Annotated in this window: 11 protein-coding genes; 4 read left to right on the top strand and 7 right to left on the bottom strand. The window is 59.1% G+C overall.

The genetic code is table 11. From position 1 onward, the window contains the following. Window positions 1–40: 40 nt before the first annotated feature. The 5 genes from Q0837_RS10355 to Q0837_RS10375 form a co-directional block, all read right to left on the bottom strand. Window positions 41–2,005: a tetratricopeptide repeat-containing sulfotransferase family protein gene (locus tag Q0837_RS10355; RefSeq protein ID WP_298468528.1), complete on the bottom strand. Its 1,965-nt coding sequence runs from the start codon at window positions 2,003–2,005 to the stop codon at window positions 41–43. A 78-nt stretch (window positions 2,006–2,083) separates the two neighbouring features. After that, complete coding sequence (locus Q0837_RS10360) at window positions 2,084–4,744, bottom strand: TonB-dependent receptor (RefSeq protein ID WP_298468530.1); 2,661 nt, start codon at window positions 4,742–4,744, stop codon at window positions 2,084–2,086. Window positions 4,745–5,101: 357 nt separating this feature from the next. Continuing rightward, window positions 5,102–6,835: a BCCT family transporter gene (locus tag Q0837_RS10365; protein WP_298468533.1), complete on the bottom strand. Its 1,734-nt coding sequence runs from the start codon at window positions 6,833–6,835 to the stop codon at window positions 5,102–5,104. 212 nt (window positions 6,836–7,047) lie between these two features. Then, window positions 7,048–17,322 carry a hypothetical protein gene (locus Q0837_RS10370; protein ID WP_298468535.1) on the bottom strand — a complete coding sequence of 3,425 codons (10,275 nt, stop codon included), beginning with the start codon at window positions 17,320–17,322 and terminating at the stop codon, window positions 7,048–7,050. Between the two features lie 136 nt (window positions 17,323–17,458). After that, window positions 17,459–18,553, bottom strand: a complete 1,095-nt coding sequence (locus Q0837_RS10375; protein WP_298468537.1) for a TIGR03032 family protein — start codon at window positions 18,551–18,553, stop codon at window positions 17,459–17,461. 281 nt (window positions 18,554–18,834) lie between these two features. Between Q0837_RS10375 and Q0837_RS10380 the strand changes: the two genes are divergently transcribed. Next, window positions 18,835–20,532 (top strand): hypothetical protein, encoded by a 1,698-nt coding sequence (locus Q0837_RS10380; protein ID WP_298468540.1) that lies wholly within the window; start codon window positions 18,835–18,837, stop codon window positions 20,530–20,532. 13 nt (window positions 20,533–20,545) lie between these two features. On the opposite strand, the gene Q0837_RS10385 is transcribed toward Q0837_RS10380, so the two are convergent. Next, window positions 20,546–21,595 carry a hypothetical protein gene (locus Q0837_RS10385; RefSeq protein WP_298468543.1) on the bottom strand — a complete coding sequence of 350 codons (1,050 nt, stop codon included), beginning with the start codon at window positions 21,593–21,595 and terminating at the stop codon, window positions 20,546–20,548. Window positions 21,596–21,741: 146 nt separating this feature from the next. Here Q0837_RS10385 and Q0837_RS10390 point away from each other — a divergent pair, with 146 nt between their 5' ends. Genes Q0837_RS10390 through Q0837_RS10400 form a run of 3 tightly spaced genes read left to right on the top strand, consistent with a single transcriptional unit; the run spans window position 21,742 to window position 25,102 of the window. Then, complete coding sequence (locus Q0837_RS10390; protein ID WP_298468546.1) at window positions 21,742–22,806, top strand: ferritin-like protein; 1,065 nt, start codon at window positions 21,742–21,744, stop codon at window positions 22,804–22,806. Further along, window positions 22,803–24,728 (top strand): Ig-like domain-containing protein, encoded by a 1,926-nt coding sequence (locus tag Q0837_RS10395; protein ID WP_298468548.1) that lies wholly within the window; start codon window positions 22,803–22,805, stop codon window positions 24,726–24,728. Before Q0837_RS10390 ends, Q0837_RS10395 begins: the two co-directional genes overlap by 4 nt. Next, window positions 24,725–25,102 carry an antibiotic biosynthesis monooxygenase gene (locus tag Q0837_RS10400; protein ID WP_298468550.1) on the top strand — a complete coding sequence of 126 codons (378 nt, stop codon included), beginning with the start codon at window positions 24,725–24,727 and terminating at the stop codon, window positions 25,100–25,102. Before Q0837_RS10395 ends, Q0837_RS10400 begins: the two co-directional genes overlap by 4 nt. A gap of 27 nt (window positions 25,103–25,129) precedes the next feature. On the opposite strand, the gene Q0837_RS10405 is transcribed toward Q0837_RS10400, so the two are convergent. Further along, window positions 25,130–26,980, bottom strand: a complete 1,851-nt coding sequence (locus Q0837_RS10405) for a TonB-dependent receptor (protein ID WP_298468551.1) — start codon at window positions 26,978–26,980, stop codon at window positions 25,130–25,132. Window position 26,981 lies beyond the last annotated feature (1 nt).

A 26,981-nucleotide genomic window follows, 5' to 3' on the forward strand; every position in this document is an offset into this window, starting at 1 on the left:
CCGCCCTGATGAAACAGCTGCGCGCGCTTGGCAATTCGGATTAAGCGTTATCGCCCAGCGCCGCCTTCAATTCGCCCAGCCAAGGCTCGAACGGCTTCCAAGCGCCCTGCCCCTTACGGTTGATTGGCTGGCGGACCTGTTCGCTCGATGCGGTGCGAACGGCGCGGTCAGTCTTGTGGAACTCGAGGCATGCTTCCTCGAACGGTACTTCGAGATAATCGAGCATCCGCCGCGTTTGCCCTTCGAGATCATCGAGGACATCTTCATGCTGCACGCGAAGGACTTTGCCCGGAAGGACAGCGTCCCAGTGGTCCATCAGGTCGACATAGTCGGCGTAGTACCGCCCGATCTCGTGCAGCCCGTAGGTGAACTCCTGGCCCTGCGCGAACAGTTGTTTGAAGCCGGAGAAACAGCAATCCATTGGTTCACGGCGGGCGTCGATGATCTTGGCATTGGGCAGGATCAGATGGATCAGTCCAATATGCCGGAAATTGTTCGGCATCTTGTCGATAAAGATCGGCGCGCCTTGCCGGTGAACCTTTGTGTCTTGAATGAACTGAGCACCGAATTTGACGAAGTCCTCGCCGGTCAGATCGTGCAGGTTAGCAGGGTATAGTGGCTGCCCCACTTTGCGCCCGCGCAACCGGTGAGCGAGCGCGAGAATGTCCGGAAGTTCCAGCGTTCCATCGATCTGCGAATGGCTGGCGAGGATCTGTTCGAGCAGCGTAGAGCCAGCACGCGGTAGTCCCAGAATGAAGATCGGGTCGGGCGCGTCGTGGCCCACACCTTTGTGTTTTTCAAAAAGCTCGGCGGTACAGAACTGCTTCTGCCGCGCGAGTTCTTCGCTCATCCCGTCGGCGCTGTAACGGATCTGCGTGCGTTTGAGCGTATTGCCTTCCTCATAGCGTTCGAAGCTGCCTTCGTAGTCCCCGCGATCCTCCAGCGCCTTGCCCAGCGCGAAGGCGATATGGACCCGATCCGTAAACGCCAGATCGGGCCGCTCTGCCTGCTCCCGCATCGCGTCGATTTCATCATCGGTGAAGCGATAGGTCTTGAGATTGGCGAGCGCGTAATAGGCGTCGCCGTGGCTCGGCTGTGCAGCAAAGGCTGCGCGGTAGCTCGCGACCGCTTCGTCCTGCTTGCCCATCGTTTTCAGCGCATGGCCCTTGCTGGTCAGCGTCGAATGATCACGCGGCAGCTTTGCCAGCACTTGGTCGAACAGGTCGAACGCGCGCTCATATTCGCCCGCCTGCATGCTTTCGATCGCGAGCCGCGACTGGAACAGCGGGTTTTCCGGATCGCGCTCGTGCAGGGCTTCGGCTTCCTCACAGGCGCGTTCGAACTTCTGCTTGCGACGCAGCACATCGATGAAGTCGAGCCGCAACTGGATGTTATCGGGTTCGAATGTGACTGCGCTTTCGAGCAGGAATTCGGCGTCTTCCAAAACGCCCAATTCAACCCCGATCCGCGCGAGCAGTCGCATCCCTTCGACGTTGCGCGGTTGCTGGCGGAGGAAATGGCGGCAAATCTCTTCGGCCCGCAGCAGGCGGCCTTCATGCAGGTGGTTGGTGACGGCGACCAACTCTCGCGGGAGCTTTTGCAAACGCTCCAATTGCGCCTGCGCTGCGGCAGCCTCCTCCGTTCGGCCCAACTGCCCAGCCAATCGCGCCTGCTCCCGCCAACTGGCTTCGAGCGCGGAGTTGAACCGGGTCGCCTGCGTGAACGCCGCCAGCGCGTCTGCATCGTCGCCGCGCGCCAGAGCCAGGTGCCCTTCCTCCTGCCAAGCCCGCCCATATTCCGGCATCGCCGCGTGGAGCCGCTGGAGGTACGATGCTGCATCGTTGAACTGCTCGAGATACCGACAAGCAACCGCCGCCATATACAGCGCCTCGCCATCCGTAGCGTCCTCGCCAAGCAGCGCCTCTGCCAACGCCAAGCCATCGGGAAAGCGCCCACTTTGCATCGCTTGCTGTGCGGCCTTCAAATTGTCGGTGCGTGAATTCATTCATGCCGCCCTAAAAGCAAACGGCGGGAGTGAACAGCACCTGCTCACCCCCGCCGCCAAATCACTCAGGGTGATGGATCAGTAGTTGAACGTCACCCGTGCCCCAGCCGTCAGAGGACGGTTGGTAATGATGCGTTCGCGATCGTTTCCGAAGATGCCCGAAATCTCGGCGCGCTCATCGGTCAGGTTCTCACCGAAGATCTCAAAGCCCCATTGGTCGGCCTTCACACCGATCGACAGATCGAACAGCGCATAGCTATCGAGCTCGATCTTGTTGATCTCAATGATGTCGGTGAACTTCGATGCCGAATAGGTCACTTGCGGCTGGATATAGGCCTCGAGCGTGTCCGACAGGTCCCATTCGTACCGCGCACGCAGGTTACCCTGGAAGCCCGGCGCATAGGCCAGTTCTTCGCCCTCAAGCACGTCAGTGGTCGGGATGAGCACTTCGGTGATCTCGGTGTCGAGGATCGAGAAAGCACCCGTGACCGTCAGCCCCGGAAGCGCGTATGGCGCGATAGTGAAGTCTGCTTCAATCCCGTAAATCTCGGCATCGGCTGCATTCGACGAGAAGAAAAGGTTCGTGATCGATGGATCGAAAATCTGCGTTTGCAGGTTCGAAATGTCGACGAAGAATGCCGAACCGTTGAAACGGAACTGACCGTCGATCAGGTCCATCTTCCAGCCGAGTTCGTAGTTCTTCACTTCATCGGTTTCGACTTCGAACGGAACCACGAAGCCCGTACCTGCCGATACTGCACCGCCTGGACGGTTCAGCAGACCCGGACGGAAGCCTTCGGAATAGGTCGCGTAGAACAGCAGATCCGGTGTCGGGGTCAGCGTCAGCGTACCCTTGAAGATCGTGCCGCTGGTAGAGGCAGTATCGGGCGCGCGGATGGCATTAAACACCTGCTGCGCTTGTCCGGCAGAAAGGCCAGCGGCCTGAATGTCGGCAAGGCTGTCACCCAGATCGAAGGTCTGACGCAAAGTCGCGTCACACGATCCAATGAAGGTGAACTGCCCATCGCCATCATATAGGTCGCTGATGTCGGTGCCGAACGCGTTGGCGTCCGTCGCCGCGCCTGAGTTACAGAACGAACCGTTGGCGCTGCCTTCAAAGTCGACTTCGACATCGTAGTAACGCGCGCCAAATGTCGCAGTCAGCAAGTCGGGGACGATGTCAAAGCTGGCTTCACCAAAGATTCCGAATTGCTCGTCTGTCCGGCGAATGTCGTTGCGGAAGATCGTCGAGGCAGGAAACGGTCCCGGATCGGAAACAAAGCCCGACATTTGCGGGAAGTTCTGTGCGAACGGGCCGAAAGGCTGCGCAATCACGTTGTTCGGGTAGGCAAAGTCGACGCGCTCTTCGAGGCTGAGGTCCGAATAGAACCCACCACCTTGGAAACGGAAGCGCCAATCTTCAGGCGTGCTGAAGCGCAGTTCCTGCGTGAACACCTCGGTCTTGGAGAACGAGTTCACGAACAGGTTCGGTGCCTGGCACGTGCCGGTCGGATCGTTGCCAGCACCCGGATAGCTCACCGAGCCATCGCAGATGTAATATGGCAGATATTGCCCCGCAAACAGGTAATCGGTGTAGTCGGCGCGCTGGTCACTTTCGCGGTCTGTGTAGGCACCCGTGTAGACCACATCGAGCATCGCGATGCGGCCCTCGACAGTCCAGCTGGTGTTGGAGAAATCGTCTTCGAGACGGTCTTCTTCAAAACGCTCAATTTCAAGATCATCGAGACCGTTCAATTCCGGATCGGCGAAGAACACGCCGTCGCTTTCGAGGCTCTGGCGCTGGTGCGAGACGGTCACGGTCCAATCCGGTGTGACTTCCCACAGGCCCGAGATCCGGAAACCGGCATACTGTGTGTCGTTAAAGTTTTCCTGTGCGAGACCGGCATTGTCGGCATCGAGGAAGGTCACACCGCTAAGATCGGATGTCGACTGGAAACCGGCGCGGTTGGCGTTCACCGGTACGCCGTTTTCACGGACGAAACCTTCTGGGCGGAAACGTGCGCTCTCGGTGAGATTGCGGGTGCCCTGAACGTTGTCGATGTAGCCGCCCTGATCGTCGAGATAGACGACACCGCGAAGCGCGATCGTGTCGGACACCGGTACGTTGACGGTCAGCTCACCTTGGTAGCTGGCTTCGCCGCCCTTGGTAAAAGAGACACCGGCAGAGGCGTTGACCGCAAAGCCGCTAAGGTCGGGCTTGTTGGTGATCAGGCGGACAACACCGGCCTGCGAACTTGCGCCGAACAATGTGCCCTGGGGACCCGAGAGAACCTCGATCCGCTCAAGGTCGGCTGCGTACACATCTAGGTTACGGCCAGGCTGTGAGAGCGGCTGATCGTTGAGATAGAGCGCGACGTTCGGTGCGAGACCGGCAACACCGGCAACGGTGATGTTCGGCGTGGTCGAGGCGAGCCCGCGAATGTAGATCGTGCTCTGGCCGGGACCGTTGCCACCTGCGGTGACCGATGGGATCTGTTCCAGGTAATCTTCGAACGTGTCGATGTTGAGTTCGTCGAGCTGCTCGGCACCGATCGCGGTCACCGATACCGGCACGTCCTGCAGATCTTCGCTGCGGCGCTGCGCAGTAACGACAATGTTCTGAACCCCGCCGCGCTGTTCCTGAGCGCCTTCGGCAGCGTCAGTGTCCTGCGCGATAGCAGGCGATGCGACAGCAATAGCCAGCGCGCTCGCCGAGGCGGCGCTTGCAAATCTAATCATTTTGTTTGTCCCCTTAAGACAATTTGCGACCCGCGGCGCCATTCAAAGGGGGCCGCCTGATCAGTATTTCTGACGCGGTAATTTAGAGGTCGCGCCTTGGTGGAGCCCCTAACAAGGCTAGTTTGGCGCGGCCACAGCAGCGCGGAAAGATTTGGGGAATGGAAAAATCGATGTTGCAAAATAACAACATCGACACCGATGCTATGAATTCATTACCGATTAGATGATGATATTCAAAATATCGAAAATTCTATTTTTGCTTTGACTGCAATTTATTCAAAATCAGCTTCACCAACTCTCAAGATCAGTCAAATATATCTAATTTTACTCTTGCACTCACACCCTAAGTGATCAGCCCTATTCGGCAACGGATACTTTGCCATCCCAGTTTTCGCAGGCCTCGGCCGTGGTTGGGACCCCGTGGCGTTTGCGGATCAGATCGAAAATCACGGCTTTGCAAATGGATACGCCCATCAAGGCGACAACCACCGAGAACGGCAGAGCACCGATAATCATGGTGATCCGGATCGCCTCAATCCCGCCGAGGATCAGCATCGACCCCACCACAAATGCGAGCGCGATGCCCCAGAATACGATGTGGTACCGTCGGCTGCCCTCATCATCGCCCGCCCCATTGATCGTGTTGACGATCAGGATCGCGCTGTCTGCTGAGGTAATGAGGTAGGTCATCAGCAAGATCACAACGAGGCCGGAGACAATCAGCATGGTGCCTTCGCTCAGCATAACCGCGAGCGTCGCATAGAGTTGGTCCGCCATCGACGCTTCGAGGATCGAGCCGCCCGCTGCGCCGGTCAGTTCCAGATCGATTGCTGTCCCGCCAGCCAGTGCCATCCAGATAAAACACATCAGCGATGGAACGAGCGCCACGCCGAGCACATATTCGCGGATCGTCCGCCCACGCGAGATGCGCGCGATGAACATGCCGACGAACGGTGCAAAGGCGATCCACCACGCCCAGTAGGAAACCGACCAGCCAAGCTGCCACGCGACCAGTTCATCGCCCATTTCGCTGCCATCGGATGTGAACAGGCTGAGCGTCTGCTGCGGCAATGTCAGCACATAATCGAGCGTCCCGGTCCAGAGCAGCTCCAGCGCGAACAGCCCCGATCCGACTGTTGCGAACAGCGCCAGCAGGCCGAAAGAGAGGCCCATATTGATATTGGACAGCCACTTGATGCCCCGCCCGACACCAGACAGCGCGCTGACGGTCGAGGCCCCGACCAGAACCGCCAGAGCCATGACAATGCCTATCGAAGAGGCTGCGAGCCCACTGCCATCCGACTTGGCCGTCATCAGCCAATCGCCGAACCCGATCCGGTACAGCCCGGCAACGAATTGCTCGACCCCGAAACCCAAAGTGTAAGCAACGCCCAGGATTGTCGCGACGACGGCGACGATATCGACCACATGACCCATCGGCCCGGACATGACCTTACCGAACAGCGGTGCGAGGCTGGACCGGATCGTCAGCGGCAGACCCCGACGGTGCGAGACATAGCCTATCCCGAGACCGACCAGTGCATAGGTGCACCACGCACCAAAGCCCCAATGAAGAAAGGTGTAGAGATAGGCTGAGCGCACGGCCTCAGCGGAAAGCGCTTCGACCTCGCCGCGGATGATGTCCGGATTGTTGGCGAAATGCGCGAGCGGCTCTCCGGTTGAGAAGGTGAGCATCCCAATACCGATGCCTGCTCCAAACAGCATCGCGAACCATGAGAAACGGCTGAACTCTGGAGCCTCATCTGGCGCGCCAATCCTCAATCTCCCGGATTGCGGAAGCAACGCCAGCGCAACGCAAACCACCACCAAGGCGGCCACGAGATAGACATACCAGCCGCTGAAGATCGAAATTATTGAATTGTTGGCGGCGTCGAGCGTTTCGAGCGCATTGACCGGAAAAAAGATCGCCCAAAGGATAATCAGCGAGACGATGATCTTCGACGGAATCGTCACTTCGCGACTGAAACCGTCGTAAAATCCGCGATCATGGGTATCGATCGGCAGTTCAACGATGGGCGGGTCGATGGGATAATTCCCATCGATTGTCGGACTTGGGTCGATATCGGCCATCGAGGTGGTGTGTAACCTGTTGCTGCGTGAACCTGCTGCGTCGAAACGCGCTTCCGGTCGAAGCCAAGCGTGCCAGCGGTTCGGGAAATTGACCTAAAGCCTAGAGGCCGCAGCCATCATTGCAACCCCGGTGCCCCAATCGCACGGCACAGGATACTGACAGGATTGGGGGCGACAGGCGGTTTTGACGCCGCCTGTTGCTGTTAGATAGCTTAGAAGCGGAACCGGATATTCGCGCTCACGCCAAAGCCGCTGATGTCGTCACCCACCAGCACCTGCCCTCGGAACCCACCGCTCAGTGCGTCGTCTTCTCCGCCCAGTGACACTCCGGCGGTCAGTTCGGCATAATCGTCAACTGGAAGATTGCCGAAACTCGCCGTTTGCCCGCCGCTGGTGAAGATCACGCTGTCTTCGCCTTCGAATTCGTGGACATAGCGTGCGCCGACATAGATCGCGCCGGGGGTGTCGCCGGACTGGAAGCCCGAACCAAGCCGTGCACCAATCTTGCCGAGCATGCTGTCTCCTTCTTCGAAAGTCAGATTGCCCTGCGCGGTCGTGACGCCGTTAAGATCGGCATGGTTGTAGGCCAACGAAGCGCTCGGTTCGAAGAAGAACCCGGTGCGATCACCCAGCAAGGCGCCAACTTCGCCCTGAACACCGAAGGCCGAGCCATCGAGTTCGGAGGAAACACCGCCGGTCGCACTGCTGAGCTGGCCATTAATGTTGTCATACTTGAGCAGCGCATTGGCAAAGAACGGTCCCGTATCGAGCGCAAGATAGGCACCGATGGTCAGAACATCGAAATCGATGCGGTTGGGCGATGCGGCAAAGCGCACTTCGCTGCTGAGATAGCCGCCGGTGATACCGTAGCGCAGAGTCTCGCTGCCGAAATCGACGCCCGCGAGCACACCGAACGAATCCTGATCGTAACCCAGGTCGAATTGGTTCGTGATGCCATTCACATTCGAACTGAGATCGCGATCACGGTCGATATCGCCGCCAAAGCCGGTCAGCCACGCTCGCGCGGAACTGTCCTGCCCGCCCGCAAGACTGCTCGATCCAGAACCGAATTGATCGCGATCGGTCGCCATCTGGCCAGAGAATGCATCGGCGGATTGCTGCCAAACGCCGCGCGCACTTTCCGCAAAATTGCCTGCCTGGAATGCCGCTTGCGACGGTGCCGTTGCCAGGAGGTAATCGTTGCTGGAGGCGTCGAACACGACATCGAATTCGATCAGGCCAAGCGTCTGGCGTCCACCTGCCAGCGTAAAGGCCGCTTCCGCGCTGCCACTGCCCGCATCCACAACAAGGATATCGGCGAACAGCGTCGTCGGAGTTCCCCCGACCGTGTTGATCCCCAGCGTGGTCGATCCGGTGACCGCGCCGCCAATCGTCAGAACGTCGGCGCTCGCCGCAGCAAAGTCGACGTCGAGGCCAAGCATCGATCCGCCCGATCCGGCGAAATCACCCGCAAGGATCAGGTTGTTGCCGATTGCGTCGTCAACCAGTGAAACGAGGCCGGTATTGGCGAAGCTCTCCAGCCCGCCGAGGGTCAGGGATCCGCCACTCGCAACAGCGAAGTCGCCATTGTTGGTCAGCAAATCGGCTCCAAGACCGAAGCTGCTGTCGCCTTCTGCCATGAACATGCCGTTGTTGGTCAGAGTGTCGTCGCCGTCGCCCAAGGTGACGAAGCCAAGCAAGGTGCCGTTATTGGCAATCTCGGCATCAGCGCCCGAAACGTTGATCGCTTCGCCAGAGGTCGCCATCAGTGTCCCGTCATTGACGACAGTGGTCGGGCCGGTGCCATCATTGGCCGCGAGAACGCCCGCCGTCTCACCCATCGTGATTCCGGTGAGATTGATGGTGAGCCCTGACGTGCCCATCCCGTTGACCGCGTCGATGGCCACCAAGATCCCGCCGCGAATATCGCCAGCGGTGATCACCGTCGAACCGCTGCCGGTATTGTCGGCAACGATGCCGATAGCTCCGCCGACCACCGTCCCGGCGCTGGTGTCGATCGTGAGATCGGTGCCGGAATGCACCACCTCGATGCCTTCATCAGCCCTGCCGGTGACATCGCCGGTTGTAATCGTGGTCGCGCCGCTGCCGGTGTTGTCCGCATCGATGCCGCCCAGGCCGCCTTCGACCACGCCCGCGCTGGTGTCGATGACCAAGTCGGTACCGCTCGCTTCGGCGACGATGCCGTATCCGCTGACGCCTGCGACCATGGCGGTCGAGATCGAGACCGAGCCCGTTCCGGTATGGTCCACCAGCACACCTACATTGCCGCCCGCTACGGTTCCTGCAGTGCTGTCGACGCTTACATCGGTGCCAGCCGCAGCCACCGCGATGGCATCGACCATCCCGGTCACATCGGCGGCGGTGATAGCGGTGACGCCGGTGCCGGTGTTTTCGGCGACGATGCCATCATCCGCGCCCATGACGCTGCCCGCACTGCTGTCGATTATCAGGTCAGTACCGCTGGTCTGAGCAAATATCCCGATACCTGCGGTGCTGACCGTATCGGCGGCTGTGATCGTCGTTGCGCCAGAGCCGGTATTTCCAGCCAGGATCCCGCCGATTGCGCCCGTGACCGTTCCTGCCGAGCTGTCGATGGACAGGCTTGAACCGCTCGTTCTGGCCAGAATACCCGCATTGGTCATACCAATCGCATCAGCGGTTGTGATCGCCACTGCGCCTGAGCCGGTATCGGTCGCATCGATGCCGCTTTCGCCGCCAATCACAGTGCCAGCGCTGCTGTCGATTGCGATGCTGCCCGCGCCATCGGTGATCACTTTGATTCCGTTGGTAGAACCCATGACATCGCCGATCGCAGTGGTCGAACCAATGAGAATGGAACCGCCCATTCCGCCGCTCGCATCCGCCAGGATACCCGCGCCCGCTGTGCCGGTGACACCGCCTGAAAGCCCGACACCGTCGATGGTAATCGCGCCGCCATCGCTATCGGCAAGGATGCCGTTCGCGCCCATGCCGGTGATCGCGCCAATATCGCTGACAGTGATCGCGCCGCCTGCAGATGTCAGGTCAAGCCCATCGCCTGCCAGACCGATCACACTATCCAGATTGTCGACCGCGATATCGGCACCAGCGGTCACGACTGCTATGCCGTCAGTCGCTCCGGTCACATCTCCCGACGAACCTTGGACGGTCACACTGGCGCTCATCTGCGTGCTGATTGCCCTGATGGCCTCGCCTCCGAGGCCCACCACATCGTTGACCGTCACGGTCAGCGCGCCAGAGCCATAATGTCGCGCATCGATGCCTTGCAACGCGCCAGTGACACTGCCCGCGCTGCTGTCGAGATTCAGGGTCGTTCCGTCTGCCGAATTGACCGCATAAATCCCGTCACCTGAATCGCCAACCGCATCCGCCGACACTATCGAAAGTGCCCCCGTGCCGTTGTTAAGAGCAACAATCCCTTCGGTGCCGCCAGTAATTGCGCCTGCAGATGTATCGACTGTCAGCGACATTCCATCCCCGCGTGCGTATACAGCATCATCAGTGTTTGCAGATACGGTGCCGGTGATGACGGAGGTCGCTCCGGTGCCGTAATTGATAACCTCCACCCCGTCATATTCACCGCTCACGCTGCCCGCGCTGGTGTCGACGGTCAGGTCGGTGCCGTTGGTCGAGTTCAGGATCAGCATGCCATCGCCGCCCACACCAGTCACATCGGCTGCGGTGATCGAGACTGCACCTGATCCTCTGTGGGAGGCGAAGATGCCACGGGCGTCACCGACCACAGTCCCTGCCGAGGAATCGAGACTTAGCCCTGTGCCCGCGCCCGACACACTGATGCCGTTGCGCCCCAGCCCTGAAACATCTGCGGTGACGATCGACAGGTCACCCGAACCCGAGTGGCTGACATTGATGCCGTCGGTGCCGCCGGTGACGCTGCCAGCGCTGGTATCAACCATCGTGTCGCTGCCGTCGTTCAGCAGGAATATGCCGCGATCAGTTAGTCCAGTAACGTCGCCGGTCGTGACCGACAGGACTCCGGACCCCATATTGATGGCTCTTACACCTTCGGTTTGGCCCGCGACTTGGCCAGCGGTTGTATCGACTGAAAAATCGGTCCCAAACGCAGTGAAACTGATCGCATTGAAGCCAGTGGCAATGACATCGGCAGTGATCAGAGTTGTCGAACCTGCGCCGCTGTTGCTGCCATTGATGCCAATATTGCTGCCTGTCACAGTTCCCGAACTCGTATCGATCAGCACGTCCGTGCCGGTCGCTCCGAAGCTACCTGTGATGGCGTTGCCGTCGCTCGCAGTCACATCTGCGGTGCGGATCGTGCCGGTGCCACTGCCATTGTCGATCACGAAGATCCCGGAATTCACCCCGCTCACCGATCCGGCAGTGCTGTCAACCAGGAGGTTGGACCCGTAATTGGCGGTGAAGATACCGTTCAATGTATCAGCGGTTACGTCGCCAGAGAGTACGCTCAGCACGCCAGAGCCGCGATTGTCAGCAAAGATGCCATTGTTATTGCCGCGAACACCACCTGCACTGCTGTCGATGGTCAGATCGGTGCCATTGGCCGAATTGCGCGCTACAATTGCATTGTCGTTTTGGCTGGCCACATCGGCAGTCGTCACCGAAAGCGCGCCCGTACCGTCATTGTCAGCGAAGATGCCTTCGCTTGCTGCGCTGACAGATCCAGCGCTGCTATCAATGACCAGATCGGTACCTGCCGCGCTGTTCGTGGCACGGATTGCCCGCGAAGTTGCACTCGCCACGTCTGCCGTGGTGACATTTAGCGCACCATTGCCGGACTGACGCGCATCGATACCGTATACAGGCGCATTGACGCTGCCCGCACTGCTATCGACCGTAAGATCGGTGCCCATCGTTGAATTGAAGCCATAGATTGCCGTGCCGTTCACGCTCGTCACGTCGGCGGACGTTATCGATAAAGAACCTGTACCGCGATGTCGCGCCAGAATACCGGTGCTGTCGGCGGTGACATGGCCTGCACTGGTATCGATGCCGAATTCGGTCGCCGCGTATCCAGTCCCGCCATAAACACCGAAATTGTAGGTCGAATTGACATCGGCTGTCGCGATGTTCAGCGAACCCGTTCCCCTGTGGTTGGCGAACACGCCCAGGCGGCTGGCGTTGATCGTACCAGCCGTGGTATCGATGATGAGATCGGTGCCATAGTTGTTCGCGAAAATGCCATCGAATGATGTGGCCGAGATATCGGCGCTGGTAATCGATAGGATTCCTGATCCGAAGTTGCGCGCGTCTATCCCTTCGTAACTGCCACTAACTGCGCCGGCGCTGGTATCGATGATCAGATCCGTGCCGGTGTTGAATGCATAGATACCATCGTCAAACGTGCCGGTGACATTTGCAGTCGTGAGTGTCAGGGCGCCCGACCCTTCATTGCGCGCTTCAATCCCGTCGAACTGGCCAATCACGGATCCTGCGCTGCTGTCGATCGAGACATCGGTGCCATAGCCGCGACCGACGATGCCTACAGTGCCATCGCCGGCTACATCGGCGCTTGAAATCGTCAACGCACCATTACCGAAATTGCGGGCGAAAATTCCGCCACCGCTTCCGTTGACCAGTCCGGCCGTGCTGTCGATCATGAGCTCGTCGCCGCCATATTGAGTGGCAATGATGCCGTAACCATTGGCGCCCGTTGCATCGGCTGTGGTGATTGCAAGATTCCCGGCGCCATAGTTGCGCGCAAAAATGCCATTGGTCGCACCAATGGCTGCTCCCCCCGAGCTGTCAATCGTGAGGTTGCCGTTTGCACCATACTGCACCGCATAAATCGCGTCGCTCGCCTGGCCGACAACCCTGCCAGTCGTGATCGAGAGGTCATTCGAATAATAGCCATAGCTGCGCGCGGCAATTCCGCGATTGCTGCCAGTCACGGTGCCTGCGCTGGAATCGATGACCAAATCGGTTCCGTCGTTGGAGGCAAAGATGCCGTCATTGACCGTGCCGTCCACATCGGCAGTTGTAATGGTCAGCGCGCCGGTACCATAATTGCGGGCATCGATCCCGTAGGTCCCGCGGACTGCTCCCGCACTTGAGTCGATCGAGGCGTCGGTACCGAAGCTGTCGAGGTCGATCCCGCTATTATACGCCGCAATAACGGTTGCAGTGGTGATCGATGCGTCGCCAAGGCCAAAGTTGACGGCGGCAATGCCTCCGTTTGCCCCTTCGACCGTACCTGCGGAGCTATCGATGGTCAGGTTGCTTGCCGAAGCGCCGCCAAGATACCCGTAGATTCCGCGCCCGTAATTGCCCGAGACCCCGCCCGACGTGATCGACAATGCACCTGCGCCATATTGGCGGGCCTGAATGCCGGTGGTGTTGCCGGTCACAGCGCCTGCGCTGCTATCGATCGTCAGGTCACCCGCTGTGCCATAGGATGTCGCAGTGATGCCGTATTGACCGTAACCTTCGACACTGGCGGTCGTTATCGATGCAGAGCCATAGCCACTGTTGCGGACGCTAATCCCGCTGAGGCCGCCGGTTACCGTGCCCGCAATCGTATCGATGGTGACGCCGTCACCGACGGTGAAGACATCGATCCCGTAGTTGTTGGTGCCAGTGACATCGGCGCTGGTGATCGACACGGCGCCGTATCCGTATTGCCGAACGCGAATGCCGGTGTTCGCACCGCTGACTGAACCAGCACTGCTGTCGATCGTCACGTCGCCTGCGCCGGAATTGACGAGGATCCCGTAGAAGCCGCTGCCGGTTACATTGGCGGTCGTGATGCTGGTCGGCCCGTAGCCGTAATTGCTGATCGAAAGCCCGTTGTTTCCGCCGACTACGCTGCCTGCCGAGGTATCGACGCTGACGCCAGACCCGAAAGCCGAAACTGCAACACCGACTGCGTAATTGCCCGTCACATCGCCTGTGGTAATGTCGGCATAGCCGGAACCCTGATGCTGGACGCTAACACCGGATTGCTGACCGGTTACAGTGCCAGCCGAGGTGTCGACCGTCACGTCGGTTCCCTGTGAACGGACATCGACGCCGTCAAAGGCCTGACCGGTGACATCGGCGGTGATAACACTGGTTATGCCGGTGCCATCATTGCGAGCATAGACGCCGCTCATGTTGCCGATGACCGGGCCGCCGGCGGTATCGATCAAGAGATCGGTGCCATAGGTAGAGTTAGTGACAAAGACGCCCATACCTGAGGTTGCGGTCACCGCACCGGTGGTGATGGAGACTGAGCCGGTGCCGTAGTCCAAACTCGCATTGATGCCGGTGTTCACGCCGGAAACCGAACCGGCGCTGGTATCGATAATCAGGTCTGTCCCAGCGGTCTTGCGGGCGCGGACCCCTGCGAGGAGATTGCCAGTGACGTCACCGGTCGTGATCGTAAGAGTGCCGGACCCGAAATCTTGCGCGTAGATTCCGTTGGTTGCGCCTTCGACCACGCCAGCGCTGGAATCGATCGTCAGGTCGGTGCCGTAGCTTCGGGCGTCGATCCCGTCGCCAACTGTGCCGGTGACGCTAGCTGTAGTGATCGTAAGCGCGCCCGAACCATACTGGTCGAGATCGATCCCGTCATTGCCGCCGATCACGCTTCCCGCGCTGCTGTTGACGGTAAAGTCAGTGCCTAGAGTCGAGTTCTGCGCGAAGATTCCGGCGAAGTTGGTGCCGGCAACGTCGGCTGTGATGATCGTGTGCGATCCGGTTCCGCCATTGTAGGAATCGATCCCGTCATAGAGGCCCGTGACAGTGCCCGCGCTGGTATCGACCGAGACATCGGTGCCCAGGCCGCCGTTCGCCGCGACGAACACGCCATCTCGAATTGCGCCGGTGGCGTCCGCAGTGTTGACGATAGTCGCGCCCGAGCCGTTGTTGATAGCCACAACCGCCCAGGTTCCGCCATAGGCACTCCCTGCACTCGTATCGACCGTCAGACCATCGCCACCCGTAAATGCAAACGTACCGTATCGCGAAGTTCCGCTGGTCGCACCAGTGATGACTGTTGTTGAGCCGGTAATTGCAGAATGACCAACATACACGCCGGTTGTTATCCCTGACACTGTACCTTCGCTCGTATCGACGAAAACGTCACCCGCGTAGCTTCGCGAACGGATTCCAAACGTGCTCCCGGTGACATCACCCGTCACGATCGAAACGTCGGAAAAACTGGAATTCAGATAGATGCCCACCGAATAAACGCTCGAGATCGAGCCTCCGCTGGTGTCGATTGCAACCGCATCGGCTGCAGCTCCATTGGACCTTACATAAACGCCTTCGAACCTGGCATCCACATCGCCGGTCGTGATCGAAATCGCGCCGTCGCCGGATCCAAGATTGACGTCGATCCCCCGACCGGCGCTGGTGACTGTTCCACCCGACGAGTCGATCGTGACTGTCCCAAGGCCATCGGTAGACGCAGCAATGCCGGGGCCATAGGTTGATGTGACGTCTCCAATGGCAGTGGTGTTGCCGATTTCGATATTACCGCCAGACCCAATCCCGAATGAGCGGGCACCGGCCGATATACCATTAGCTACGCCTCCCACTTGGCCGACACCCTGTATCGAGATATCTCCGCCTCTGCTAATGGCGGCGACAGCACCGTTGATTGTATCGATATCGGAGATGGCAATCGCGCCACCTTGGCTGTCAGCGACAATACCCGCTCCGCCATTCGCAGTAATTGTTCCGATATCGCTGACCGTGATCGCCCCGCCCGCCGAGCCGAGATCGAGCCCATCGCCAGCATTGCCGGTCACGCTGTCGAGGTTTTCGACGAGGATGTCAGCGCCAGATGTGCGCAGGTAGATCCCGTCGCTTGCTCCAACAACGTCACCGGAAGAACCACGAACGACTATGTCCGCCACTGAAATCGTGCTGGAAGCCCGGATGCCGTTGCCACCGCTTCCACTCACATCATTGACAGTGATGGTCAGGTCCCCGGCACCTCGATTGTAGGCCAGGATGCCGTGGCGACCTCCTGAAATTGTGCCAGCGCTGGTATCGATGTTGAAAGCGTTGCCAGAATTATTCTCGCCGGAAATAGCATCGAATCGAGTGCTTTCGACATCCGCTGTTGTGATGTCCAAATCGCCGTAGCCGGTCTTGGTCGCGCGAATGCCAAGGTTTGCCGATGTTATTGACCCGCCGCTGCTGTCGATTGAAAGCCCCGATCCGCGGAACGTAGCCGCGTTTATGCCCGAGCCATTAATGCCGGTAGCCGCCACATCGCCTGTCGTAATCACGAGAGTGCCGGGCCCCGATTGGGCGGCGCTCACGCCGACTAGATACGCTTCAATTCTCCCAGCAGAGGAGTCGATGGCCATGCTCTGGCCGTTTGAGCGGGTGTAGATTCCGCGCCCGTTGAGATCTGTGACACTCGTAATGTCGCCGGTGGTAATCCTGACATTTGCGCCGTGGTAGCCGAATCCGCGGGCGTTAATGCCCGAGCCATCCGCCGTCAGAGCACCGGCCGTCGTGTCGATGGTAAGGTCGCCGCGAACATCGCGCACATAGATCGCGTCGGATGAGGTAGACGACACGTTCGCCGTCGTGATTTCAATCGACGCCGAATCGTTTCTCGCACGCGCGTAAATGCCGCGACCGCCGGCGGTCAGCTGACCTTGAGTGGTGTCGATGACGATTCCATCGCCATTGCTGCCATTGTAAACGTTGATGGCGTCGCCAGCACCAGAATTAACGTCTGCCGTGGTGATCGAGACTCCGCGTGTCGCGGCGGGATCAGTGCCGTTGACGCCATAGCTGTTGATCAGGATGCCATTGATCGCACCAGTAACTGGCCCAGCAGTGGAATCGATTGCGACCCCCAGGTTCGGTGTCCGCGCAAAGATCCCGACACTCGACCTTCCGGTAACACTTCCTCCAGTGGTGATGGAAACGAGTGCGGAGGCTCTAAGAGATGCCGAGAAGACCGGGAACGCGACGGCGCGGATACCTTGGTCACCGGTTATGGAGCTCGTTCCATCGCTCTGTCGGATTGAGATATTGCCACCATTCGAAGTGATATCGAGTCCGTCGCCGCCGATCCCGGTTGTGTCGACAGCAAATCCATCCTCGATCGTAATGTCGACAGAGTTCGCCACGATGGTCTGCTGGGTTATTGCAGGCGCACCATTATCCTCGCAAACGAACACACCGCTACCGGGCGCAGTCTCGACGCACGCATCTTGCGCCAACGCCGGGCTTGCGCCGACCAATCCCGACGCTGCGATCGCTGCCGGAGCCACTCCCCAGCGTAGCGCCGCAAGCGCGCGGCCTAGCAGGCTCGTCTCGCCACCCGCAGCGCCATCTACCGCAACCGAAACACCCAGCTCGGGCGAGTAGCTCGCCGCGACGCCGTGTTGCTTGATCATTCGACCGCCGCGCAGCATGGCTGAGGTCACGGGCCGGTGCTCATACGGCGCCAGATCAAGCCAATCCTTGTTCTGCTTTTCGCTCGAAATACCCGTTGCGAATGCGCCCAGCTTGTTCGTCACTTCAATAGCCCCTGTTTCCCCGCGCGTGCGGAGGTCTAGTGTGGATTCACCAGTCCGGTCCGACAGGAAAACCCACTTGCACGTTTCAAAAATGTCTGGCCCGTTTCGGGCTCTGGATTATGCGACCCTCTCCCGGTCAGCTGTCGTCGAAGGTAATCAACGTCGTGGCATCGGGAGAATTTGGAGACACGGTCATCGGGCAGGAAAAGCCTTCAACCAGCTCAACATCGTAAAGTTCGCCAATATCGCCATCGATCCGAAACCAGTCGACACAGGTGCCTTTGGCGAGGTCGATGACCTGCACACCGCACCATGGTTCGCTGTCGGCATCTTTCAGCCGCTGATCGAGCTCCAGGCCTTCAAAACGCTTGTAGCGAGGACGGGAAAGGCCGACGAAAGCGTAGCCGCCATGGAAAGTGAGGCCGCGCAGGAATCCGGGGCAGAAGGCAACCGGCTTGAATGTGCCCATCTCGCCGTCTTCGCCGAATTCGACATAGCCGAAATCGCCGGTTCCGGCGTTCAGCACCCAAAGCTTTCCATCGTGCCAGCGCGGCGAATGCGGCATGGAAAGACCTTCGCAAACCACTTCGCCGCTTTCGACGTCGATCACGACACCGCCATCCGCACGGCGATCGCGCCAGCCATCGATGGTGTTGGAGCGGGAGACTGCCGTGACATAGGCAGGCTTTCCGTCGCGCATCGCCAGGCCGTTCAGATGGCAGCGATCCTCATCCACGATTTCGCTGATGAAAGACGGCTGCCATATCGGCTTGAACGAGTGCCTGTCCGAAACCGTCGCCAGACAATTGTAACGGGTGTTGACGAAGACGATCTGCCCATCGACGTCGACCCCGACATCGTGGGCGTCAAGCTGCCCGGTCAGATGCTGTGTGCGCGGCATGAAGCACGCGTCGTAAACCTGGTTGATGCGCTGTTCAGGCTGGAGGATATTCTCAAACCGGATGATCTGCGCACCCGCCGACAAGACCAGACCGCCCTTGTCGTCGACACACAATCCCATCGGTTTGGGCATGCCCGATTGGTGCAGTTGCGCCCCGCCCTGTGGGCCGGAACCGAGCATGTAGAGAAAGCCGGATTGGTAGGATGTGAAAGCCAACGAAGCCTTCATGCCAGCCAGCCGTGCCAGCAATCCGCCGGACAGCGAGTATTCTACCTTAGGTGGTGCGGCCCCGACCTGACTGGCCGAAACGGGTTGACCCTGAGCTGACATTGAAAGTGTGCGCCCCCTATGCGCACATAACGAATCTGCGATGCCCTTTGATGGCGGAGCAAGGTCTCCGCGTAAAGACGATTGAAAGTCATTCGTCGATTTTTGTTGATCTTTTCCGAGGGTTTCACGCCAGCTGCGCCGAAGATTCCGGGCGTGTCTGTATCGCCCGATAACAGGCCGGAGCTTTCGGCGTATTGCCACGCACACGGCCTAGCTTCTTCGCTCGCATTAGTTCACTATTTGCCGATTATTGATCGATACTTGGCGATTGGAAGCAAAGCATGGCTACATCTCACATTCCGATTGGCGCGGATGGGTTTTACCATCCTTCAAGCGAAGTCGAAGTTATCGAACTTGTGAAGTTTGCGAGGAAGCAAAAGAAGCAAATCCGATCACGCGGTGCCACGCACAGTGTCGCCTGGAGCATCTACACCGACCCCGTCGGCAACATTCCGCCCAACCGCACGTTGCAGCAATCACCTCCGCCCGGAGATCAGATCAACATCGCTTTCGACAAAATGCGCGCGGTGAAATGGATCGATGAAAAGAACGGAATTGTCGAGTCCGAACCGGGCATCAATTTAGGCTGCGACCCGCGCGATCCGTTCCATGTCTCGACACTGGAAAACAGTTTTCTCTACCAGATTTTCGAGAAGGGCTGGGCGGTCAACACGCTCGGCGGGATTACGCACCAGACGCTGGCCGGGTTCACGGCAACGGGATCAGCCGGCGGGTCGACGCGCTATGCCTGGGACAACGCAATCGCATTCCGAGTTGTCGATGGCAAAGGGAAAGCCGAATGGATCGACAAGGATCATCCCGACTTTGACGCTTTTCCGACCTCGATGGGATTGCTAGGCATCGTCACCAAGTTACGGCTGCAGCTCGTCCCTATGTACAATATCAAAGGCACGGAGCGCACAACGCCGGTCTCGGGGGCCAAAGCGCCGATGGATTTCTTTGGACCAGGCTGCAAAGATCAGCTTTCGCTTGAACAATATCTCAAAGACACGCCCTACACCCGGATCGTCTGGTGGCCGCAGGAAGGGGCTGAGCGCATCCAGACATGGGAAGCCTCGCGCGTTGCCTTCACCAAGGACGATCTCACACCCTATCAGCAATTCACGCCGGATTTCGCCGGGCAGACAGAGCAGCTGTTCGCCTCGATGTTCTTCGTGCTGCTCGGCAACACCGATTTCGGGCGCGAAATGGCGCTGCTGTGGAGCAAGATCACTCATTATTTCCACAACATCGCGCAGCTTCCGGATCAGGGCTCACTCAGCTGGCTATGGCGCCTCATCACCTTTGTGATGGCCGCGCTTGCCAGTGCGGTTGTGCTGATCCTGGGATTGATACTGGGCATCCTGCAAGGAAGCGTCCGTGCGCTCTTCACCACACTGATGCCGCTGTTCAATCCGATGACGAAGAAGGACGGGGAAACCACCTTCAACGACTATTACTGGCGCAGCCTGTGCATGGACAACACGGTCGACGACGTATTCCTCGGCACCGAATTCACTGAGATCTGGGTTCCGATCCAGCACGCGCAGACGGTGATGAACCTGTATCGCGACATGTTCGATCAAGGCGGCGCGGAGGCCACCGGCTATTTCTCAACCGAGATTTACGGTGGACCTCCCAGCTCGGGCTGGATCGATCCCGGCTACACCGATGGGAAGGACGAATACAAAGACGGCACCGTGCGCATTGATGTCTATTGGTTCCGCGACAACCAGGGTGTACCCAACTCAGACGAAGGCTTCTTCGACCAGTATTGGGATATCCTGAAAGACAACCAAATCCCGTTCCGCCTGCACTGGGGCAAGTTCGTCCCGCGCTATGATTTCCCTCAATGGCTTGAGCACTACCGCGCAAGCCTGCCGAAATTCGATGACTTCATGGCGCTGCGCAAAAAGCGCGATCCGGACGGTCTATTCTTCACCTCCTATTGGAAGGAACGCCTGACCGGATCGGCTTGATCACACCGCCGATCTAGCGCCTGCCGCGCCCAATCGTAGCCCATGTCGGCACTGGCTCCGCTCCTTCAACAGCCGTGAGCACCGCGTTCGGCGGATTGAACAACTGGCACTTGGGTAGAGTGTCGGGATCAAGCGAACTGACAAGGTCCCACGTCTCCTCCGGATCGGGCTGAACTGCCTGGAAATTGGTGTAATTCTGGCTCACAATTGGGGCGAAGGGCACCATCTTGCCGTCGACTTCCCGCACGGGCACGCCCGAAAAGTAGAAGCTCTGCGGCATCACATCGTCGCCTTGGGCCTGAAAGCCATAGCCAAACATGACGCCGCCATCGGCCGTACGGTCGGGCGCGACGCCGGTCTGCATGATCGAACCATCGTCATGACTGACCCAGAAGCTGTAACCCTGCCCGCCTTCGCCGATGCGCCCGCTGTCGGCGGCATCGTAGGGCAGATGCTTGATGAAATCCTTGCGCGGCGGGTGGTTGAACTTCGAAAACAGGCACACATCCGGCATCCAGTCGGGCTTGCCCTCACCAGCTATGAAGAACGCGGTATTGCCGAGCGAAATAAACGAGCAGGAATAGGTGTTGTTGAACGGGAAGATCGGCAGACACCTCTTGTCATACTGCTCCATCATGGCGCCTGTCCCGCCCGGCCCGGTCCAGGTGGAATCGTAGTAGGTTGCCCCGTATGACACCTCGTAATCCGTACCTTCCTGCAGGGCCGCTGGAGGTTTTCCCGGATAGGGTGGCGGATTGTCTACGTAATTGTTGAACACCCGGTACATCGTCCATTCGGACACCCAATAATCCGGATAAATCGGGTTCTCCGGTTCGCCCTCCGATCGCGGATAGGTGCAATCATCATTGGTACAGGGCGGCGATGTTCCATCATTGTGCACGCCGTAGGTCTGGTAAACGGCACCCTGATCGATTTCGGGTTCTTCGTCAGGCGCCTTATCTTCAGCAGAATTACAGCCCGCCAGCAGCGCAATCGCGCTCACCATTGCGACTCCACCAATGGAATTCACACCTAAGTCGCGAACATTTATAAAGATATTCATTCTGCCGCCTCCCTCGCCAAAAATTATCGCCATAAGAGCAAAGCAATTGAACATCTGCAAATCAAAATTTCCCAATGAATAGTATTCGACTATTCAAGTTTGCGTGTAGGATACGGTAAATACGTGAGTCGGAAGGGGAAACGCGCATGTTTAAGCTGATGTGGACGCCGCCAAAAACACTCGAAGACGTTCAGGCGCGAGTTCAGACAGCGATAAATCTCGAGTTTTCTACGCTTCCGCCATATCTCTACACATTGCTGTCGATACCGCCGGGCGAAAATCTTGAGGCGCGCTCCCGCATCTACACCGTGACGATGCAGGAAATGATCCACATGTGTCTCGCCTGTAACATCATGAATGCGATTGGCGGCCGTCCCGCGATTGTCGCGCCAAAGTACCCCGGCCCCCTGCCCGGCGATCTGGCGCACGGGGTGCACATTCACCTCTACCCATTCTCTGAAGAAGCGATTGCGCAGGGCATGACAATCGAACAGCCAGAGGACCCGGTCGCGCCCTCCAACTTGCTGCGATCGCTGGAGGATGCGGGCGCGCAGCCAGTCACGATCGGTCAGTATTATGCATTGCTGGATGACGCACTCTCGAACCTTCCGGCGTCAGACTGGCAAACGGATCGCAACCAGTTCGACGATTCCCAATTCATGCAGGGCAATCTGTTCAAAGTGAACAGCTACGCCGATGCGCATCAGGCAATTTTCGAGATCGTTTCCGAAGGCGAAGGCACACCGGTGACCGCAGGCGACAATGGCAGCCCGCTCGACTGGCAGAATGAGCTCGCGCATTATTACCGGTTCTGGGAGGTTAAGCAGAATCTGGTTCTGACCAAGGCGGATACGCCCAGCGGCTATCAATGGGGGCCGCAAACGCTCGGGGTCGACTGGAGTGCGGTCTATCCGGCGATAAAGGATCCCGAGCAGCACGATTTCTCAAGCGAACCGCAGGCTGCGCAGGATGCGCAGCAGAAATGCAACGACGCCTATTCGGCGATGATTGCCGCGCTCGAACTCGCCTTTAACGGTCAGCAGGATCAGCTTGGCATAGCCGTACGAGCGATGTTCGATCTGCGCATGGCGGCGCGCGTCGCATTCACCACGCCGCTCAATTGCGGGAAAGTCGCTGGCCCTGCATTCCTCGACAATGCGCCGGGCTGGGTCGCCAGCAACGCGGTATCTGCCGAGGGAGAAGTCGCATGAGCGTGCTCGAAACACCCCGCATCTACTTCAAAGGCAACATCAGCTGGGACCCGGTCACCACCAACAATTACCCCGGCAAGAAACGGCTCGCCGGGTACGACGAAGACACGCTGGATTCTGTCTGGGACGGCGATGCCGTTGCACCGGAGCAAGTCGAAGAGTTTCGCCAGCAGGCGATCGAACAGGTCCCGGCACCGCCGGATGTTTCGGGCACAAGCTGGAACCCTGACGGGACGTATCGTTCGAACTTCTTCGACACCAAAGTCTCGGGCGTCGACACGGGCTCCGGTTTGGATACGTCCGATGCGCTGGTGGGTGCGCCTGTTGGTTTCAGCGGGATGCTCGTTGATGCCGAACCCTACGGTCCGTTTACCTCGCAATTGTTCTTCGATGAGATGAGCTTTGGCATTCCAGGCGGGTGCCGCATTCTCGGAAAACGGCAGCGCCGGTTCGATGATCGCAACATCAATTTCGGCGCCAATCCGAGCAACCAGATCATCGCCGGGCTGGCCTCTGTTTCATGGCAGACCGTGTTTCCGAAAGTCGGTCATGCGGTATTGGAGGAGTTCGACTCTCCAGCCGTCGCGGCATTGCGCGCGGCCTTTTCGCATGACGATGTTCTGGGCCTGATGGTGCGCTGGAATTCGTACCGCACGATCTATTACAACGACAAGGCGCTGCGGAATGGTAATCAGGCGCAGTCGGATGCCCAACAGGCGATCATGGCGAAACTGCGCGAGGGCGGCTGGCAGCCGAACCCTGCGCGAAGCCTGGTCGTTGGCGTCGTCGGGTTGTGGCGGCGCGGCGAATGCCCGACTGAGCCGGGCGACCGTACACTCATTTCAACCCTCACCGACATCTCGACGCCCGGCGGGGACGCGACAATGGGCACGGCATTTATGAAGCTCGATACTCAGGCTGAGCCGCCGACGCTTACGCTCGACCTTCAGAACTCCATTCCGTGCCGGAATCAGGAAACCGACAAGGTCGACCTCGGCACACTATCCGTGATCGCCGCCGATCCGCCGCCCGCCGTGGCGATGGCAGATCTCGTCGATATTCCTGTCGGAGCGTATGATCGCGCCGCGTACGAAGCGACATCGGGTATCGTCACGATCCCGTTGCCCCGCGCAATGCAGGGGCTCGAAGATTATGTGTTCTCGATCAAGGGCCAAGGCGATGCCCCGACCTATTTGAGGGAGATCCGCTACCGCGCGCTAGCGCTGGAACCGAATGTCTATGTCAATCAGGGCGACACGCGCCAGATCACGGTTCAAGTTTACGACCGAGGCGAGCCAGCCGGTTCGGGCCTGACGGTCACATGGACGCCATTTTCTGCTGTCGGGACCGACGATACGACCCACGGCACTGCGACAACCGACGCTAATGGGCAGGTTTTCGTGCCGCTCGATACAAGCACGGACGATCCGGAAACGAACAAGGGCAAAGTCTACGCGCTGATCTTTCAGGTTGGGACGAGCGCCGTGGTTCCGCTGCCGAAGTTCAATCCGATGGTGATGCCCTACGTCTATATTCGGGTGCTGCCGAAAGACGACAAAATCGCAGGCCTCTCCCCAACTTGGGACAATGTCTACGCCAACGTCCTGGCCAATTTCAAAGCCATTGCTCCGTGCATGGACAACTGGCTGCGGCTCGACGAGGAAGCGCAGGTGCGCGCCTATGCGCCGCTGGTCAAGCGCCTGACTGATCCATCCGCATTCGAGGATTTTCGCTACATGCCGGTGACGCGTGACCTCTCGCCCGGACAGCGGACGTTGCTCTACAATTGGATCAACAGCCCCGCCTCGGATGGCCTGAAAGCGGCATCCTCCGAACCGCCGCCGCAACACGGCATGCCCGATCCGGAAACACTGCCCGATATCGCGGGTGTCGCAGCCTCGCACCGCGGAGATGGAGAATGACGAGCGGTGCGCCGGTCTGCCTGACGTCGCGCTGGTTCATTAAGCCCGGCCATGAAGATGCCGTGATGGAAGCCATCCAGAGCGACCTAGTCCCGCAGATCGAAGCGCATGAAGAGGGAACCCTAACCTACTACGTCCATCGTCCCTACACCGCCGATCCGGGTCTTCAGCCGCTCCCGCCGACAGATGCGCAATTGCTGTTGTTCTACGAGGAATACGCCTCACCAGAAGCGTTTCACGCGCATGTGAATGGCGAGATCTTCACCGGCTTCGTCGCTGCCCACGCAGACAGTTTCGTGCAAGCCAATGGAAAGCCTTACGTGACGGTGACGTTCGTGTCGCGCGAGGCAGGGTTTGCGCGGTCTCGAACGTGAATAGCGAGTCATCAAGCTAGATTACGCTCAAAACGCAAATCCGGCAGACACGCGCAGCACGCGGCCCGGTGCGGGAAAACCAACAGCGTCCTGCCAGTCCTCATCCAGCGCATTGCACAGTGCCAGCGACAGGCTGAGCGCCTTGGTCGCCTGCCATTCGGCAAACAGGTCCACAGCGACATGCCCCCCCAGTTCGATCACGCCGGTAGGTATGCTGGTCTCAAGGAAATCGGAATTGAACGTCGCGGCCGCGCCAAGCCTTAACGTTTCGGCAGGACGCCAGGCAATGCGTGCGTGGCCGTACCAATCGGGCCGACTACGCAAAGGCACAACACTGTCGAAATCGAGCACTGTCAGCGAGCCATTCCATTCGACACTCGGGCCGAGTGTGCCTTCGCCCGACAATGAGAAACCGCTGATCTGGGTCTCCGAACGGTTGACTGTGGTGAACAGAACAGGGTCGAAATCGATCAGATCGGTGTAGTTGTTCGCGAAGACGCTCGCTCGCAACCGCGCGGTTCCGCTCTCCCATTTGAGCCCGCCCTCCCATGAAACGCTGCGCTCGGGAAGCAAGTCTGGATTAGCCGTCAGCGGAAACGCCAGTGCAAACAGGCTGGGCAGGCGAAAGCCTTCGGCATAGCCGGCAAAGGCAGTCAGGCCGTCCGCGATCACATATTCGATCGAACCCTGCACGCTTGCTTCGCTGCGCTCTTCGAACCAGTCCTGTCTTCCGGCGAGCGACAGCGTCAGACCGGCCAGCGGTCGCCACTCCGCTTCGGCAAATAGCGACGTCTGATCGCGATCGATTGCGAATTGGGTCGGGAGCAGCAAGCCAATATCGATGGTGCCGGTGCTGCTGGCATCCTCGCGCTGGTATCCGGCGCCTGCGACCAGATCGAAACGGTCAGTTAGGCGAAACCGGAGATCGCCAGTCAGCTCAAGCCTCGAAAAATCCGTGTCGCTGGTGAGCGCGGGTACAGGATCGAAAACGCCGGGAAAGATCGCAGGCGTATCGGCCGCGACATTGTCGTCGTAATATCCAGCGCGGAAAGCGGGCCGGATTGCCGCGCTTTCCGGGCCGAGGATCGATAGCCCCAGCGTCAGAAAACTTGTGTCGCGCATCTCCAGGTTGCGATTGGCAGCAAGTTCTGGACCGCCGCTACTTTCTGGGAATCCGTTCCGCTCGGTCTCCCCGTAGATGCCGAATGCCGATAGATCCCACTGGCCCAGTCCCTGTTCGAAGCGAGCCATCACCTGATCGCGCTCAAGCGTTGATGCTTCGGTCAGATCGCCTGTGTCCACCCGCCCGCCCGACACGAGCAAACTGCCATTGCCCCATCCCAGACCAAGCCGGGCAGACAAGGCGTAGCCGTCCTCACTGTCCGCCGTGATCGAACCGCCACCGGAAACGCGGCTCAGGTCCGTGCCGCGCAGTCTGAGCGAGACCACACCCGAAAGCGCATCGCTGCCATGCACCGCGCTTCGACTGGTCGGAATGATGGCGATGCTCTCGATGAGCGCCGGATCGAGCTGTGCGAAGTCGAACCCGCCGCCCTGGCTGCTCGACGGGTTGGAGACACGAACGCCATCGATCAGGATCTGCGCGAAGTTTGGTTCAGCGCCCCGGATCGACACGAAGCTCGTTCCGCCTGCCCCTCCCGTCGACACGGCACGCACATCGGGCAAGGTTTCCAGCACCTCGAGAACATTGATCGGTAAAGCGGTTGGAAGTGGATCGGGGCTTTCGATCGAAGCAACCAGCGCACCTATTCGTGATCCTTCTACGACAATCCTTTCGTCATCTTGTGCCGTATCCGCCTGTTCATCCCCCGCCGAAATTGAGGCTAGCGCAGCGAGCAGGAAGGATTTAGTAATCATC

It is taken from the genome of uncultured Erythrobacter sp., from assembly GCF_947499705.1.
GTDB lineage: Bacteria > Pseudomonadota > Alphaproteobacteria > Sphingomonadales > Sphingomonadaceae > Erythrobacter.

What these genes read in the sequence shown, in the direction of transcription:
- Q0837_RS10385 (WP_298468543.1), bottom strand. Translation starts at nt 21,595, where the DNA reads ATGAATATCTTTATAAATGTTCGCGACTTAGGTGTGAATTCCATTGGT.
- Q0837_RS10380 (WP_298468540.1), top strand. Translation starts at nt 18,835, where the DNA reads ATGGCTACATCTCACATTCCGATTGGCGCGGATGGGTTTTACCATCCT.
- Q0837_RS10405 (WP_298468551.1), bottom strand. Translation starts at nt 26,980, where the DNA reads ATGATTACTAAATCCTTCCTGCTCGCTGCGCTAGCCTCAATTTCGGCG.
- Q0837_RS10395 (WP_298468548.1), top strand. Translation starts at nt 22,803, where the DNA reads ATGAGCGTGCTCGAAACACCCCGCATCTACTTCAAAGGCAACATCAGC.
- Q0837_RS10355 (WP_298468528.1), bottom strand. Translation starts at nt 2,005, where the DNA reads ATGAATTCACGCACCGACAATTTGAAGGCCGCACAGCAAGCGATGCAA.
- Q0837_RS10400 (WP_298468550.1), top strand. Translation starts at nt 24,725, where the DNA reads ATGACGAGCGGTGCGCCGGTCTGCCTGACGTCGCGCTGGTTCATTAAG.
- Q0837_RS10365 (WP_298468533.1), bottom strand. Translation starts at nt 6,835, where the DNA reads ATGGCCGATATCGACCCAAGTCCGACAATCGATGGGAATTATCCCATC.
- Q0837_RS10360 (WP_298468530.1), bottom strand. Translation starts at nt 4,744, where the DNA reads ATGATTAGATTTGCAAGCGCCGCCTCGGCGAGCGCGCTGGCTATTGCT.
- Q0837_RS10390 (WP_298468546.1), top strand. Translation starts at nt 21,742, where the DNA reads ATGTTTAAGCTGATGTGGACGCCGCCAAAAACACTCGAAGACGTTCAG.
- Q0837_RS10375 (WP_298468537.1), bottom strand. Translation starts at nt 18,553, where the DNA reads ATGTCAGCTCAGGGTCAACCCGTTTCGGCCAGTCAGGTCGGGGCCGCA.